The organism is Methylophilus luteus (genome assembly GCF_042676265.1).
Classification (GTDB): domain Bacteria; phylum Pseudomonadota; class Gammaproteobacteria; order Burkholderiales; family Methylophilaceae; genus Methylophilus; species Methylophilus luteus.
Map to the genome: position 1 here is coordinate 1088863 of NZ_JBHTKB010000001.1, position 15833 is coordinate 1104695.

The following is a 15833-nucleotide window of genomic DNA, read 5'->3' on the forward strand; positions in this document are numbered from 1 at the left end:
AAATGTCTCACTCAAAAATCCTTATTCTTGATTTCGGTTCGCAAGTAACCCAGCTGATCGCCCGCCGTGTGCGCGAAGCCCACGTCTATTGTGAAATTCACCCTTGTGATGTGTCGGACGAATTTGTCCGTAATTTTGGTGCCGATGGCATCATCCTCAGCGGCAGCCATGCCAGCGTTTACGAAGAGGAGACCGACCAGGCCCCGCAGGCAGCATTTGAACTCGGCATCCCGGTGCTTGGTATCTGCTATGGCATGCAAACCATGGCGCAGCAATTAGGCGGCAAGGTAGAAGCAGGCCAGAAACGCGAATTCGGCTATGCCCAGGTGCGTGCACGCGGTCACTCTGCCCTGTTCCGCGACATTCAGGATGCGACCAATGAACAAGGCCACGGCCTGATAGACGTCTGGATGAGCCATGGCGATAAGGTCACCGAGTTGCCAGCCGGCTTTAAAGTGATCGCCAGCAATGACACCACCCCTATCGCCGCCATGGCGGATGAAGATCGCAAGTTTTACGCGGTGCAGTTCCACCCTGAAGTCACGCATACCAGACAAGGCCAGGCCATGCTGGAGCGCTTTGTACTTGAGATCTGTGCCGCAAGACCGGACTGGGTCATGGGCGACTATATCGCCGAAGCGGTGGCCCGTATCAAGGCACAAGTCGGTGATGAAGAAGTCATCCTCGGCTTGTCCGGCGGAGTGGATTCCTCAGTGGCTGCGGCATTGATACACCGCGCCATCGGCGACCAGCTGACCTGTGTGTTCGTAGACCACGGCCTGTTGCGTCTTAACGAAGGCGATATGGTGATGGAAATGTTTGCCGGCCGTCTGCACGCGAATGTGATCCGTGTCGATGCCAGTGCGCAATTCATGGGCAAGCTGGCCGGTGTCAGCGACCCGGAAGCCAAGCGCAAGATCATAGGCGGCGAGTTTGTAGAAGTATTCAAGGCCGAAGCCGCCAAACTCAAGGCCAGCGGCGGCGGTCACAAAGGGGCGACTTTTCTGGCACAAGGCACTATCTACCCGGATGTGATCGAATCCGGCGGTGCCAAATCCAAAAAAGCCGTCACCATCAAAAGCCATCACAACGTAGGCGGCCTGCCGGAACAGCTGGGCCTGAAGTTGCTGGAACCGTTGCGTGAACTGTTTAAAGACGAAGTGCGCGAACTCGGCGTCGCCCTGGGCTTGCCGCGAGACATGGTCTACCGGCACCCTTTCCCTGGCCCTGGCCTAGGTGTACGCATACTCGGTGAGGTAAAAGCCGAATACGCCTTGCTGCTGCAACGCGCCGATGCGATTTTCATTGAAGAATTACGTAATACCGTGGACGAAAAAACCGGCAAAACCTGGTATGACCTGACCAGCCAGGCCTTTACCGTGTTTCTGCCGGTGAAATCGGTAGGCGTGATGGGCGATGGCCGCACTTATGATTATGTAGTGGCTTTGCGTGCCGTGGTGACCAGCGACTTTATGACTGCGCACTGGGCAGAGTTACCTTATAGCCTGCTCGGCAAAGTGTCAAACCGCATCATCAACGAAGTGCGCGGCATCAACCGCGTGGTCTACGATATTTCCGGCAAACCACCGGCCACCATAGAGTGGGAATAAACCCTGATTTTTGATTCGATCTCACATTAAACAGAGAACAAGACGATGAGCACAAAACCGATTATCCTGACTGGCGACCGCCCTACCGGACCTTTGCATCTGGGGCATTTTGTCGGCAGTTTGCGCAACCGTGTCAAATACCAGCACGAATACAAGCAATACGTGATGCTGGCCGACGCGCAGGCGCTGACCGACAATATGGATGATATTGATAAAGTGCACCGCAATGTGGTGGAAGTCGCGCTGGACTACCTGGCGGTGGGCATAGACCCCAAGCTATCGACCATTTTTATCCAGTCACAAGTACCTGAGCTGACTGAACTGGCGTTTTACTACCTCAACCTGGTCACTGTCGCGCGCCTGGAAAGAAACCCGACAGTGAAAGAAGAGATCCGCCTGCGCGACTTTGAGCGCGATATTCCGGCCGGCTTTCTCACCTATCCGGTCAGCCAGGCGGCAGATATCACCGCGTTCAAGGCGACCCTGGTGCCTGTGGGCGAAGACCAGATCCCTATGATAGAACAGACCAACGAGATCGTACGTCGCTTTAACCGCACCTATAAGCATGCCAGCACCAAGCAGGAGATCCTGGTCGAGACCAAGGCGCTGGTGCCGGAGCTGGGCCGTTTGCCCGGCATTGATGGCAAGGCCAAAATGAGTAAATCGCTGGGCAATGTGATCAACCTGGGCGCAACGGCTGATGAAGTGAGCAAAGCCGTGAAAAAAGTCTACACCGACCCGCTGCACCTGAAGATAGAAGACCCAGGCCATGTAGAAGGCAATATTGCCTTCACATACCTGGATGCGTTTGATACAGACAAAGCGGCAGTGGCCGAACTGAAAGCGCATTACACGCGTGGCGGCTTGGCAGACAGCATCGTTAAAAAGCGGCTGGAAGCGGTATTGCAAGAGATGCTGGAACCTATACGCACCCGCCGTGCCGAACTGGCTGACGACAAAGGCTATATCTTGCAACTGCTGCGTGAAGGCACTGAGCAGGCGCGCGAAGTCGCCGCCCTAACCATGAGTGAAGTCAGAGCTGCGCTCGGTTTAACATATTTCTAAAGTTTAACTTATCTCTAAGCTTTTGTATTTGTCATAACAGCCAGCCAACAGGAAACGATCACACATCAAGCATGAGTCGCGGATTTGTAAAGGAAGACGACCTTGAGCGGGCGGGCACTGATCTGCCAGAACGCCCGGTCAGCCCGCATGCAAATTATGTGACACCCACCGGCCTGCAGCAGTTACAACTGACCGCGAAGACGCTGGAAAGCGAGCGCGCTGAATACAGCAAACGCAAGGAAGACCCCAATGCGCAGCAAAAACTGGCAGAGATAGACCGCGATCTGCGTTATTTTGTGGCCAGACTGGAGTCTGTTCAACTGGTCACCCCAGAGCAGCAGCCACAACATACAGTATTGTTTGGTGCCAAAGTCACGGTTGAAGATGAAGAAGGTGAACAGCAGCAGTACCAGATAGTCGGTGAAGATGAAGCCGATATCGCCCAGCACAAAGTCAGTTATGTCTCGCCGCTGGCTAAAGCTTTGCTGGGCCGTAAAGTTGGCGATAGCTCCACCTGGCAACGTCCGGCTGGCCCCTTGCAATTAGACATTTTAAATATTGAGTATTGAAGACCAAATGAAAGTATCACAAGCCATCAACGAACGACGTTCTGTTAAAAGTTACGACCCCAGCCATCGCATGACAGAGGCTGAGATCGAACAACTGATGTCGCTGGCTATGCTCTCCCCCACCGCATTTAATATCCAGCATTGGCGATTCGTGGTGGTCACGGACCCGGTGCTGCGTCACCAGATCCGTGCTGTGAGCTGGAACCAGGCGCAAGTGACTGATGCCTCCTTGCTGATCATACTGACCGCAGACCTTAAAGCATGGGAAAAAGACCCGGCCAGGTATTGGGTGCATGCACCCAAGCAAGCCAGTGATTACCTGGTGCAGGCGATTCATGACTATTACACCGACCACGCCCAGGCTGAGCGTGATGAAGGCATGCGCTCTGGCGGCATGGCAGCCATGACCCTGATGCTGGCCGCCAAGGAAATGGGCTATGACACCTGCCCTATGGATGGTTTCGACTTTGACGCAGTGGGCAAACTGATCAACCTGCCTGCCGACCATGTGCCGGTCATGTTCGTCGTGGTTGGCAAACCACTGGAAGCTGCCAAGCCACGCAGCGGGCAATTGCCATTGAATGAAGTCGTCATTTACAACCGTTTTGAATGATTTTGCGTGAAGCGCGCAGTCTTAATTAACCAATTTAATTAACTATTTTTGAGAGTTCTTGCATGTTAGTTGCGAACAATATCACCATGCAGTTTGGTTCCAAGCCACTGTTTGAAAACGTTTCCGTGAAATTCGGCGACGGCAACCGCTATGGCCTGATAGGTGCCAATGGTTGCGGCAAATCCACCTTTATGAAGATCCTGGCCGGTGTGCTGGAACCTTCCAGCGGCAATGTCAGCCTGGACCCGAATGAGCGTATGGCTTTCCTGAAACAGGACCAGTTCGCCTATGAAGACCAGCGCGTGCTGGATGTGGTCATGATGGGCCACGAGCAGATGTGGAAAGCCATGCAGGAACGTGACGCGATCTACGCCAACCTTGAGGCGACTGAGGATGACTACATGCGCGCCGCAGAACTCGAAGGCGAGTTCGCCGAGTATGACGGCTACACCGCTGAAGCGCGTGCTGGCGAATTGCTGCTGGGCGTAGGGATCCCTATCGCACAGCATACCGGCCCCATGAGCGCCGTAGCACCTGGCTGGAAACTGCGCGTGTTGCTGGTGCAGGCCCTGTTCGCCAACCCGGACGTGTTACTGCTCGATGAACCGACCAACAACCTGGATATCAACACCATACGCTGGCTGGAAGATATCGTGAATAACCGTGACTGCACCATGGTGATCATTTCGCATGACAGGCACTTTCTGAACCAGGTCTGCACGCATACCTGCGACATGGATTACGGCAAGATCACCTCTTACCCGGGTAATTACGACGACTACATGGAAGCCAGCATCGCTGCGCGTAACCAGCAGGCCAAAGACAACGCCAAAGCCAAGCAGCAGATCGCTGACCTGCAGGACTTTGTGCGCCGCTTCTCGGCCAATGCGTCTAAAGCCAAACAGGCCACCAGCCGCGCCAAGCAGATCGACAAGATCAAGGTCGAAGAATTCAAGCCTTCCAGCCGCCAGTATCCGTTTATCCGCTTTGAGTACGACGAGAGAGAAAAACTGCACCGCAATGCGGTTGAGCTGAAAAAACTCAGCCATGGCTTTGATAAACCTTTGTTCAATGGCGTTGAAATGATGTTTGAAGCTGGCGAGAAAGTGGCGATCATAGGCGAGAACGGCATTGGTAAAACCACCTTTCTGCGCTGCCTGGCTGGCGACCTGCAGCCCAAGCACGGTGAGGTGAAATGGGCAGAAAAAGCCAATCTCGGTTATTTTGCGCAAGACCATGAATACGAATTTGAAAAAGGTGAAGACCTGTTTGAATGGATGACCGCACAACGCCAGCAAGGTGATGATGACAACACGGTACGCAGCATGCTGGGCCGTTTGCTGTTTCCCACCGAGGCGACCAGGAAATCCGTCAAAGTGCTGTCCGGTGGTGAAAAAGGCCGCATGCTGTATGGCAAGCTGATGCTGGCCAAAACCAATGTGTTATTGATGGACGAGCCGACCAACCACATGGATATGGAATCCATAGAAGCGCTCAACACCGCGCTGGATAAATACAAAGGCACCCTGTTCTTTGTCAGCCATGACCGTGAATTCGTCAGTTCTATCGCCACCCGCATCATTGAGATCAAGGCCGATGGCATCGTCGATTTCACCGGCAACTATGAGGATTACCTGGCCAGCCAGGGCATAGAATAAGCAATGACCTGCCAGTTGACTCGCCACCTGTTGCGTATTGGGTAGCGATACATTCAGATACATAAGCCTGCAGCCCTGACAAACACCCGATACATTCGGGTGTTTTAATATCAACATTGCAATTTCGCAATGATGATTGAAAAGGATACATCATGAAATTAAAACAATTGGCTATCGCAGGTAGTTTGGCTTTGCTTTCCGTGACTGCCTTTGCAGATCATGGCCCTGCATGCGGTAAAGGCAAGTTCGATAAAACAACCTGGCAAGAACATCGCGCAGAACATTTTGAAAAGCACCAGGAAAGATTGCATACCGTGCTGCAACTGACGGCCGCACAAGAGAACGCCTGGAAAACCTACCAGACGCAGATCAAACCTAAAGACAAAGGTGAGCGCCCTGATGTGGCCGGCTTGGACAAGCTGAATACCGTGCAGCGTCTGGATAAATTAGATGCGCTGGATAAAGAACGTGATGCACGCCAGGCCGAGCGTTCAAAAGCCATACGCACTTTCTATGCACAATTGAACGATGCACAGAAAAAAGTGTTTGATGAGAATGCTTTCCCGCACCCGCATCATGGCGGACGTGGTCACGACCATGGTGGCCCTCAGCATGACAAACCACTCCATAATCAGCCACCGCAGGACCAGCCACAATCGTAATCGCAGCTGATGACTATAAACCGGCCTGAATGGCCGGTTTTGTGCTCAAATATTGACTTCAATTCATAGAGATAACCAGTGATGACAGAAACCAGCCACGAAACCCATGTACTGGTGGTAGATGATGATGACGCGATCCGCGATCTGCTCTGTGATTTTCTGCATGAGAATCAGCTGAGCACCCATCAGGCCGCTAATCATGCGCAGATGTGGCAGGTGTTGCAGCAGAAAGTGCCTGATGTGGTCATCCTGGATATCAATATGCCGCAGCGCAATGGCATAGAACTGTGTCGCGAGCTGCGTGAATCGCCCAAATACCATAGCATCCCCATCATCATGCTCACAGCGCGCAGCAGCTCGCTGGATACCATTATGGGCCTGGAGACGGGCGCGGATGATTATGTTGCCAAACCGTTCGAACCGCTGGAATTACTGTCGCGTATACGCAGCGTAGTGCGCCGTAGCCGCATGGCAGCTGAAAATTCCGGCAAGCACGCAGAAGAGCTGGATAACGGCATTATGCGCTTTATTGCCTTTAACGAATGGACGCTGGACATTCAGAACCGCACATTGATCGATAAACTCAATACCAGCATCCCGCTCTCTAACGCAGAATTCAAGTTCTTACGCTTTATGTTATTGCACGCCAACCGCCCGCTCAGCCGCGACCAGCTGATGGAAGAAATGCACGGCCGTGAAGCCGGCCCGTTTGACAGGTCTATAGACTTGCAGATCAGCCGCATACGGCAAAAGGTCGAAGTCGATAGCAAAAACCCCACTGTGATCAAAACCCTGCGCAATGAAGGTTACTTGCTCACCGCCGATGTGCGTTATCTCAAATAATGAGGCTTAAGGCTATGTTGAAAAACCTGCTAGGGGCGATGTCAGTCAGAATCTTCCTCATCACTGTCATCGGTATCCTGCTGACAGCCACCGTGGTCAATATGCTGGGCGAGCGCGACTCACGCGTCAATGAATCAAGGCTGCGTGATCAGTTTGCGTTTGACCGGGTCGAAAGCATGATACGCATCCTTGAAATCACCGTGCCAGAAAAGCGCCAGGAGATCCAGCAGGTGTTCAACCGCATGGGCAGCAGCCTGAAACTGCACGCCAGGCCACCACAAAACGCCGAGTCCTTGCCTGCCGAACTGGCCAACCTGAATACTTTACTGGTGCCAGAAATCGCCGATCAACTCGGCATCCTGGCGCTGGATCAGTGCGCCCCGCGCAACCGCCCGCCCCCACCGCCTTCCGGCTTTGGCCCTACGCCGCCACACCTGCAAGGCTATTGTCTGGCGGTATATACGCACTTGCAGGATGAAACGCCGGTGCTGATCCAGCTGCGTTACGGTGGCCATAGACCGCCTCCCGGCCACCCGCCAGAGCGTAACCCGCTCGCCTTCCTGCTGGCCTTGCTCGGGCTGATCAGCATCATCTGGGTGGTCGCCTCGGTAGCAACCCAGCCCTTGCGCAAACTGGCAAACGCGGCCCTGCAACTGGCACGCAATATAGAACATCCACCCCTGCCTGAAAACCAGGGCTCCACTGAAGTGCGCCATGCCGCCAAAGCCTTTAACGAGATGCAGCGCAGCATACTCAACCATGTGCAGGAACGCGGCTTTATCCTCGGTGCGATCGCGCATGACCTGCAGACCCCGTTGACCCGCTTACGCCTGCGGCTGGAAAAAGTCAAAGATGCCGAACTCAAGCAAAGCCTGGTCAACGACCTCACCGCTACCCAGGAGATGGTGCGTGAAGGCCTGGACTTTGCTCGCCTATGCAGTGAAAGCATAGATAAGAACCGCGTAGACCTGACCGCCCTGGCCAACGCCGTGTGCGATGATTTTGAAGAAGCAGGCTACCCTATCAACAAAACATTGCCGGCAGAAGCCATCACCATCATGGGCTCGGCACACCTGCTCACCCGCTGCCTGAATAACTTGCTCAACAATGCCATACACTACGCCAAATCGCCCGCTCTCGCGATACACCGCGAAGACACACGCGTGATCTGCATCATCAGCGATGAAGGCCCCGGCATTCCGCAACAAGAACTGGCAACCGTGCTGGAACCATTCCGCAGGCTGGAAGATTCACGCTCGCGCCACACTGGCGGCACCGGGCTGGGATTATCGATCGCACGCATGATCGTTGAAAAACACGGCGGCAGCATGACACTCAGCAACAAACCGGCGCCTGCGTCCGGGCTCGTCATCCATATCGAACTGCCTTTGAACTGAGCCGCGAGCACAACCAGCCCAGCACACTGGCTAGCCAGATTTATATTGAAACCCGCCATGCGCCCGGTGTAGACTATCGCCCTTGCCAGGCAGTGAATGCCTGCGCAAAATCGGAGAAGTGGCAGAGCTGGTTGAATGTACCTGACTCGAAATCAGGCATGCGTGAAAGCGCATCGAGGGTTCGAATCCCTCCTTCTCCGCCAGCGCTAGCGGGACAGCGTTCAAAGCGCATCTACTAGCGTACAGTTAGCCTTAAAAAAATCCCCAAATACCTGCCTGCGATCGTGCAAGCACCGATAGCGAAAATTCGGGAATAACTCCCATATACACAATTAATGATTCCCGGCATTCTGACTAAGGGCTAATTTGCCGACTAGGACAGGCTGAAATAAGGCGACTTGTTTTATCCTGGGCGAATCAGCCCCATCCCCAATTTAGTTTGTATGTAGTCTCCGAGTTTAAAGGCACCTGTTACAGGGTGCCTTTTCTTTTTGATGCCTGCGCATGCGCATAGACATACCCCGTGACGCCAGTGTTTCATTCAAGCCACTTGCAAGCTCAGTGGCTGCGTTAAGTCTATTCAATTAAAAATATCAGCCTGTCTAACTGGACTACGTTGTTTAACGTATTAATAAACAATAGCTTAGATGCGAGCATAGGGTCATCAACCAGCAACATTAACACGCTTGGCTGATGGTTAACTTATGCAGTTATTGCACACGCATACAACCCGCCATCCGCCCACGACCAGTAATTCAAAATCAGGCGATCTTGAATAAAAGTATTTATGTATTTTTAACTCAGTGGAGTCTTTTAAAATGGCGGAACATACTTGTAGTCCCGGTTGTAATCATGGCGTCACCCCAGAGAACGAGGCGCTGGTCAAAGAGGAGTTTCACGAGGCCAGGCGTTCTTTCCTGAAAGATGCGTTTGCGGTGGGCGGCAGTACGGCGGCCCTGGGCGCATTGGGCATCACTATGTCACAGAGTGCATTCGCTCAAAGCCCAAAAGTCGGTGCCGGCGCCGGGCGGGCCAGTCATTACTATGTGCCAGCCAACGATAAAACCGTGCACTGGGGCTTTTTCAGCAAGTCGCTCAAACCGCTGATAGAGGTTGAATCCGGTGATTATGTGACGCTGGAGACACTGACCCACCACGCCAATGATGACGCCGAACGCATGGTGCGCGGTGACCCTGGCGCAGAAAGTGTTTTTTACTGGGACAGCAAACGCAAGGGCGTGGACCGCCGCGGCATAGGTGCCATGAATGCCAAGGTCGGCGCGGGTGGTGGTTTGGGCGTGCATATCTGCACCGGGCCGGTTGCCATTAAAGGGGCTGAACCTGGTGACATCCTGGAAGTGCGTATTGTAGATGTCACCCCCAGAGCCAGTGCCAATCCGCTATATAAAGGCAAGGCCTTTGGCAGTAATGCCGCTGCCTGGTGGGGCTTTCACTACGGCGACACGGTAGAAGAACCCAAAAAACGCGAAGTCATCACTATCTATGAGGTGGATGCCACCGGCGAAAGAAATTATGCCAGTGCCGTGTATAACTTCCGCTGGACACCGCAAACCGACCCGTTTGGCGTGGTGCACCCTATCATAGACTATCCAGGCGTGCCGGTAGACCACAAAACCATACAGGAAAACCACAATGTACTTAAAAATGTGCGCGTGCCCATACGCCCGCACTTTGGCACCATGGGCGTGGCACCGGCCGAGGCAGATATGGTCAACTCTATCCCGCCCAGTTATACCGGCGGCAATATCGATAACTGGCGCATAGGCAAAGGCGCGACCCTGTATTACCCGGTGTCGGTGGCAGGCGGTTTATTCTCGGTCGGTGACCCGCATGCGTCACAAGGTGATTCTGAGCTGTGTGGCACCGCGATCGAATGCTCGCTCACCGGCACTTTCCAGCTGATACTGCACAAAAAAGCCAGCTTGCCCGGCACGCCGCTGGAAAGCCTGAAATATCCGTTGTTGGAAACGCAGGATGAATGGTTGCTGCATGGTTTCAGCTACCCTAACTACCTGGCTGACTTGGGTGCGGATGCGCAAAACAGCATCTTTGCCAAATCGTCAGTCGACCTGGCTTTGCGCGATGCTTATCGCAAGATGCGGGATTTCCTCATGAGTACGCAGGGATTAAGTGAAGATGAGGCGATTTCGCTGATGTCTATTGCTGTGGATTTTGGTATCACCCAGGTAGTGGATGGCAACTGGGGCGTACATGCCCTGGTGAAAAAAAGTATATTCCCGCCACGCAAAACCTGATCCCACAAGATCTGATCCCACAAAACCTGATTATGGTCTGGCTAGCGTTTGGGGATAGCTCGCCAGCCCAAAATAAAAGAAGCCGGTTGCTTGCAGCAAACCGGCTTTCTTCTTTTTTAAAAAACGGCTTAGCTTTCTTTCAGCGCCCGGATCTCCGGCAAGTTGCGCCACCAGCCATACACATCCATACCACAGCCGAACACGTAGCGGTTGGGTACGCTTAAGCCGACCACGTCTGCTTGCAGCGGCTTGGTCAGGCCATTATCTTTTTCAGTCAGCACGGCAGTCAGCACCTGTTTGGCATTCGCCTGCTGGCAATGCTGCACCACTGCCGCCAGCGTGATGCCTTCATCCAGGATATCGTCCAGCACGACCACAGTCTGCCCGCTGAGGTCGAACTCCGGCAGCCTGGCCCAGACGATGTCACTGCCGGCAGTGCCATGGTAGCGATTGGCTTGCAGGTAATCCAGGCGCGCCGGCAGTTGCAGCCTTTGCATGAGCTGCCCGGCCAGGTAAAGCCCACCACGCATCACGCATAACAGCAATATGGGTTGAGCGGCCAGCCTGGCCTGCAAGGCTTGGGCTATCTGGTCCAATGCGTGCGTTACCTGGTCTGCACTGAACACCAACTCAGAGTTGGCAAGCCAATAGTCTGGCGAGCGGGTATTAGGATCTTGCATAGTGATTTAGATAAAACTGACTTGAATGCAGGTTTAAATCGCCAGTGTTTTCAGGTATTCCCTGAAGCTGTCAGCGATCTCATCATGTTTTAATGCCAGCTCAACGTTGGCTTGCATAAAGCCCAGTTTGCTACCGCAATCATAGCGTTTGCCTTTATAGCGGTAGGCTTTCACTTTTTCGAATTCCATCAGCGCAGAGATACCGTCAGTCAGTTGGATCTCGCCGCCCTTGCCTGGCTTAACGTGTTCCAGGCAGTCAAAAATACGTGGTGATAATACATAACGGCCGACCACCGCCAGGTTGGAAGGCGCTTCTTCCGGTTTTGGTTTTTCAACCATGCCTTTGACTAACAGCAGATCATCGGTTTCCGCCACCGCATCCACCACGCCATAGCTGCTGGTTTCTTCAGGCGCAACTGTTTCTATACCCAGGATAGAGCATTGATTCTGCTCGTAGACATCCACCATCTGCTTGGTGATAGAAACATCGCCACACAGCAGGTCATCTGCCAGCAGCACGGCAAATGGTTCGTCACCAACGACAGGTTTGGCACATAACACAGCATGGCCCAGGCCCAGCGCTTGTGACTGGCGGATAAACACGCAGCTCACGCCTTTAGGCAGGATGCTGTGTACGATATCCAGTAATTTCTGTTTACCGGCGGCTTCCAGTTCGGCTTCCAGCTCATAGGCTTTGTCAAAATGGTCGGCGATAGAACGTTTGTTACGGCCGGTGATAAAGATCAGTTCAGTGGCACCAGCGGCGATCGCCTCTTCAGCGGCGTATTGAATCAGCGGTTTGTCTACGATGGGCAACATTTCCTTGGGGCTGGCTTTGGTCGCCGGCAGAAAACGGGTCCCTAACCCGGCAACAGGAAACACGGCTTTTGTAATTCTTTTCATGGTCATATCCTAAGAAATTTCTAGTTATAAAAAAAATAATATCAATCTGACATTAGCAGCGTGCAATTGATTTCAATTTTAACAAAAGAACCACACTTGCCAGTACTGCAGTGACCGCATTGGCAATGATCACCGGCCAATCACCTATTAATAATCCATACACCAGCCATAAAATGACACCCAGGGTGAAGATGGTGTACATAGGCAGCGAGATACCACTGAGGTCGCGCGTGCGCCATGATTTGATCACCTGTGGCACAAATGCTAACGTAGTGCAGATGGCCGCTATAGACCCAATACAGGCATTTAAGCTGATCATTTCAAATCTTCTACTTCGGCACCAAAAGCCTGCAACTTGAGCTTTTTGAACTGGTCACGGAACTGGGCTGCTTTTTCAAACTCGAGGTTCTTGGCTGCGTCGTGCATGGCTTTTTCAATACGCTTCAGTTCTTTGGTCAGCGTTTTTTCGCTCATGTTTTCATAGCTGGCCTGCTCTTGCGCGGCCTTACGCTCGCGGTGTGCCTCATCCTTGTCGTATACACCCTCAATGATATCCTTGATACGTTTGGACACGCCTTTAGGGGTGATGCCGTGCTCGGCATTGAACGCTTCCTGTATCGTACGCCGACGATCGGCTTCGTCCATCGCCAGCTTCATGCTGCGAGTGATCTTGTTGGCGTAAAAGATCACCTTACCATTCAGGTTACGCGCGGCACGGCCTGCGGTCTGTATCAGTGAGCGTTCCGAACGCAAAAAGCCTTCTTTATCTGCATCCAGCACCGCCACCAGCGATACTTCAGGGATATCCAGGCCTTCGCGCAGCAGGTTGATACCCACCAGCACATCAAACTCGCCCAGGCGCAGGTCGCGTATGATCTCCACCCGTTCTACCGTTTCAATATCGCTGTGCAGATAACGCACTTTCACGCCGTGTTCAGACAGGTAATCGGTGAGGTCTTCTGCCATGCGTTTGGTCAGCGTGGTGGTCAGCACACGTTCACCTACCGCCACGCGCTCCTTGATCTCGCCGAGCAGGTCATCCACTTGCGTATCCGCCGGTTTGACTATGATTTTCGGGTCGACCAGGCCGGTGGGACGTGCGATCATTTCCACCACTTGTTGCTGGTGGTTCTTTTCGTAATCTGCCGGTGTGGCCGAGACAAACACGCACTGGCGCATGATGCGCTCAAACTCTTCAAACTTGAGCGGACGGTTATCCATGGCTGAAGGCAGGCGCCAGCCGTAATCGACCAGGTTGGACTTGCGTGACCGGTCACCCAGGTACATGCCGCCTATCTGCGGCACGGTGACATGGCTTTCATCTATGATCATCAGCGCCTGCGCCGGTAAATAATCGATCAGGGTCGGCGGCGGGTCGCCGGGGTTGCGGCCAGTCAGATGGCGGCTGTAGTTTTCAATGCCTTTGCAGAAACCGATCTCGTTGAGCATTTCCAGGTCAAAGCGCGTGCGCTGTTCAATGCGCTGTGCTTCTACCAGTTTGCCATCCGCTAGGAAAGTCGCCACGCGGTCGCGCAATTCGACCTTGATGGTTTCCATCGCCCGCACGGTCGCTTCACGCGCAGTCACATAATGGCTGGAAGGGAAAATACGGAAGTTATGGATCTTGTTGAAGACCTGGCCGGTCAGTGGGTCAAACAATTGTATGCTATCTATCTCATCATCAAACAGGCTGATGCGTACCGCTGTTTCACTGTTTTCAGACGGGAACACATCAATGATGTCGCCGCGCACGCGGAAACAGCCACGGCCAAAATCAAAATCGTTGCGGTCATACTGCATGGCGATCAGGCGCGCGACCACATCTTTCTGCGCGATCTTCAGGCCCTGGTGCACATGCAGCACCATGCCATGGTATTCGCCGGGGTCACCGATACCGTAAATGGCAGACACGGTAGCCACGATCACCGCATCTTCACGCTCTAGCAAGGCTTTGGTGGCGGCAAGCCGCAGCTGCTCGATATGCTCGTTGATGCTGGAGTCTTTTTCGATAAATAGGTCGCGTGAGGGGACGTAGGCTTCGGGCTGGTAATAATCGTAGTAACTGACGAAATATTCCACCGCATTGTTAGGAAAAAACTCCCTGAATTCACTGTATAACTGCGCCGCCAGGGTCTTGTTCGGTGCCATGACGATGGCAGGTTTGCCGGTACGTGCGATCACGTTGGCCATGGTATAAGTCTTGCCCGAGCCGGTCACGCCGAGCAGGGTCTGAAACTTCAAACCATCTTCTATGCCCTTGGTGAGTTTTTCAATGGCCTGAGGCTGATCACCAGCCGGTGGAAAAGGCTGATGCAACTCAAACTTGCTACCTGGAAAGGTGACGATCACAAAAACAATCTGATGAAATATACAATAGTGTCATTTTAACCGTTTTTAGTTCATCAGGCGCGTCATTTACATTTGAAAGCGCAGGCAATTCAGCGAACTTTTAGCGGTGAAAAGTGGTCCTTTTTTGAATGCCTGCAAAATCACCCTGGGGAATCGCTTGAAGCTTCTGTTATCGGTTTGCATAGTACTACTCTCTTCAGCAGCGCAGGCTTACAACCAGCAGGCCATGATGGAAGCTTATTTCGGCGTGGTCATGATACGCGGCTACAACGAGAACGGCGGCATGGCGTATGGCTCGGGCGTGATCATCGCTGACCATACTGTAGTCACCAACTGCCATGTCTTGCGCGCCACCAAACAACCCTGGGTGTCGCGCGGAGAAGACACCTACCCTATCACCAGTGTGCGCGCCGATGTCTGGCACGACCTGTGCGTGGTCAGCTCGCCTACGTTGCCATTCAAACCGGTAGTGCGCGGCAACAGCTACGCCCTAGTGCGCGGGCAGGAGATCAGCGCGATCGGCCACTCCAACGGGGTGCCCGCGCCCATCACCTCTATAGGTGAGATCCAGGGCCTGTACCCTACCCCTTCCGGCAATATGATACGCAGCAGCGCAAAGTTCCTCATGGGCGCCAGCGGTAGTGGCCTGTTTGATATGGAAGGCCGGCTGGTCGGCATCAACACTTTTAAAACCGCCGGCCATGGCGGCAGCATACACTTTGCACTGCCGGTGGAATGGCTGGAGACGCTGGAGAAGATGCCAGCCACTAGCGAGTTCCCGGTGCGTGGCAAAGCGCTGTGGGAAGAAGACGAAGATAAAAAGCCTTATTACATGCGCGCCGCCGTGCCTGAATCGCGCCAGGACTGGCCTAAGCTAGAGCAAATAAGCCAGCTGTGGACACAGCAGGAAACCAATAACGCCGATGCCTGGTTCAGCCTGGGCCTGGCCGAACAATCGCTGAAACAGCTGGATGCTGCCGCCCTGGCTTTCCAGAAAGCGGTGACCCTGGACGGCCAGTTTGTCGAAGCCTGGTTCAGGCGTGGCGAAGTCGCCCAGCTACTTGGCGATAATCAAACAGTCAAAGATGTTGAACTGCAATTGCAGAAAATCGACCCGCTGCTGGTGTCTGTGTACCAGAATTACCTGCATTGCGAGAAAAACTGCCAGAAACAATGAGTTAAAGCGGTAAAAAACGCTACTCGCTGGC

The 15833-nt window shown here is 53.4% G+C and carries 14 protein-coding genes and 1 tRNA gene; 11 read left to right on the forward strand and 4 right to left on the reverse strand.

Going from position 1 to position 15833, the window contains the following annotated elements; all coding sequences use genetic code 11:
- Positions 1-2 precede the first annotated feature (2 nt).
- The 10 genes from guaA (at position 3) to ACFQ1Z_RS04995 (ending at position 10693) form a co-directional block, all read left to right on the forward strand.
- Positions 3-1610, forward strand: coding sequence for a glutamine-hydrolyzing GMP synthase (gene guaA, locus ACFQ1Z_RS04950; RefSeq protein WP_379056080.1), 1608 nt, complete (start codon positions 3-5; stop codon positions 1608-1610).
- Positions 1611-1655: 45 nt separating this feature from the next.
- On the forward strand, positions 1656-2675 hold the full coding sequence (gene trpS, locus ACFQ1Z_RS04955) for a tryptophan--tRNA ligase (protein WP_379056081.1): 1020 nt from the start codon (positions 1656-1658) through the stop codon (positions 2673-2675).
- 71 nt (positions 2676-2746) lie between these two features.
- Entirely contained in the window at positions 2747-3244 is a 498-nt protein-coding gene (locus ACFQ1Z_RS04960) for a GreA/GreB family elongation factor (RefSeq protein ID WP_379056083.1), read from the forward strand.
- Between the two features lie 7 nt (positions 3245-3251).
- Positions 3252-3857, forward strand: coding sequence for a nitroreductase family protein (locus ACFQ1Z_RS04965; protein ID WP_379056084.1), 606 nt, complete (start codon positions 3252-3254; stop codon positions 3855-3857).
- A 62-nt stretch (positions 3858-3919) separates the two neighbouring features.
- A complete protein-coding gene (locus tag ACFQ1Z_RS04970) occupies positions 3920-5515 on the forward strand; it encodes an ABC-F family ATPase (protein WP_379056086.1) in 1596 nt (531 codons plus the stop codon).
- A 152-nt stretch (positions 5516-5667) separates the two neighbouring features.
- Positions 5668-6177 carry a Spy/CpxP family protein refolding chaperone gene (locus ACFQ1Z_RS04975; RefSeq protein ID WP_379056087.1) on the forward strand — a complete coding sequence of 170 codons (510 nt, stop codon included), beginning with the start codon at positions 5668-5670 and terminating at the stop codon, positions 6175-6177.
- Between the two features lie 81 nt (positions 6178-6258).
- Positions 6259-7020: a response regulator gene (locus tag ACFQ1Z_RS04980; protein ID WP_379056088.1), complete on the forward strand. Its 762-nt coding sequence runs from the start codon at positions 6259-6261 to the stop codon at positions 7018-7020.
- A 14-nt stretch (positions 7021-7034) separates the two neighbouring features.
- Positions 7035-8417 (forward strand): ATP-binding protein, encoded by a 1383-nt coding sequence (locus ACFQ1Z_RS04985; protein WP_379056089.1) that lies wholly within the window; start codon positions 7035-7037, stop codon positions 8415-8417.
- 112 nt (positions 8418-8529) lie between these two features.
- Positions 8530-8620: transfer RNA gene (locus ACFQ1Z_RS04990), tRNA-Ser, on the forward strand.
- 615 nt (positions 8621-9235) lie between these two features.
- Complete coding sequence (locus ACFQ1Z_RS04995) at positions 9236-10693, forward strand: acetamidase/formamidase family protein (protein ID WP_379056090.1); 1458 nt, start codon at positions 9236-9238, stop codon at positions 10691-10693.
- A 128-nt stretch (positions 10694-10821) separates the two neighbouring features.
- Here ACFQ1Z_RS04995 and ACFQ1Z_RS05000 read toward each other — a convergent pair whose 3' ends face one another.
- Genes ACFQ1Z_RS05000 through uvrB form a run of 4 tightly spaced genes read right to left on the reverse strand, consistent with a single transcriptional unit; the run spans position 10822 to position 14625 of the window.
- Positions 10822-11373, reverse strand: a complete 552-nt coding sequence (locus ACFQ1Z_RS05000; protein WP_379056091.1) for a hypoxanthine-guanine phosphoribosyltransferase — start codon at positions 11371-11373, stop codon at positions 10822-10824.
- Between the two features lie 33 nt (positions 11374-11406).
- On the reverse strand, positions 11407-12276 hold the full coding sequence (galU, locus tag ACFQ1Z_RS05005) for a UTP--glucose-1-phosphate uridylyltransferase GalU (protein WP_379056093.1): 870 nt from the start codon (positions 12274-12276) through the stop codon (positions 11407-11409).
- 52 nt (positions 12277-12328) lie between these two features.
- A complete protein-coding gene (locus tag ACFQ1Z_RS05010) occupies positions 12329-12595 on the reverse strand; it encodes a SemiSWEET transporter (protein ID WP_379056094.1) in 267 nt (88 codons plus the stop codon).
- Complete coding sequence (gene uvrB / locus ACFQ1Z_RS05015) at positions 12592-14625, reverse strand: excinuclease ABC subunit UvrB (protein ID WP_379056095.1); 2034 nt, start codon at positions 14623-14625, stop codon at positions 12592-12594. The genes ACFQ1Z_RS05010 and uvrB overlap by 4 nt, the downstream gene beginning before the upstream one ends.
- A 157-nt stretch (positions 14626-14782) precedes the next feature.
- Between uvrB and ACFQ1Z_RS05020 the strand changes: the two genes are divergently transcribed.
- Positions 14783-15802, forward strand: a complete 1020-nt coding sequence (locus ACFQ1Z_RS05020; RefSeq protein WP_379056097.1) for a trypsin-like peptidase domain-containing protein — start codon at positions 14783-14785, stop codon at positions 15800-15802.
- Positions 15803-15833: the final 31 nt, after the last annotated feature.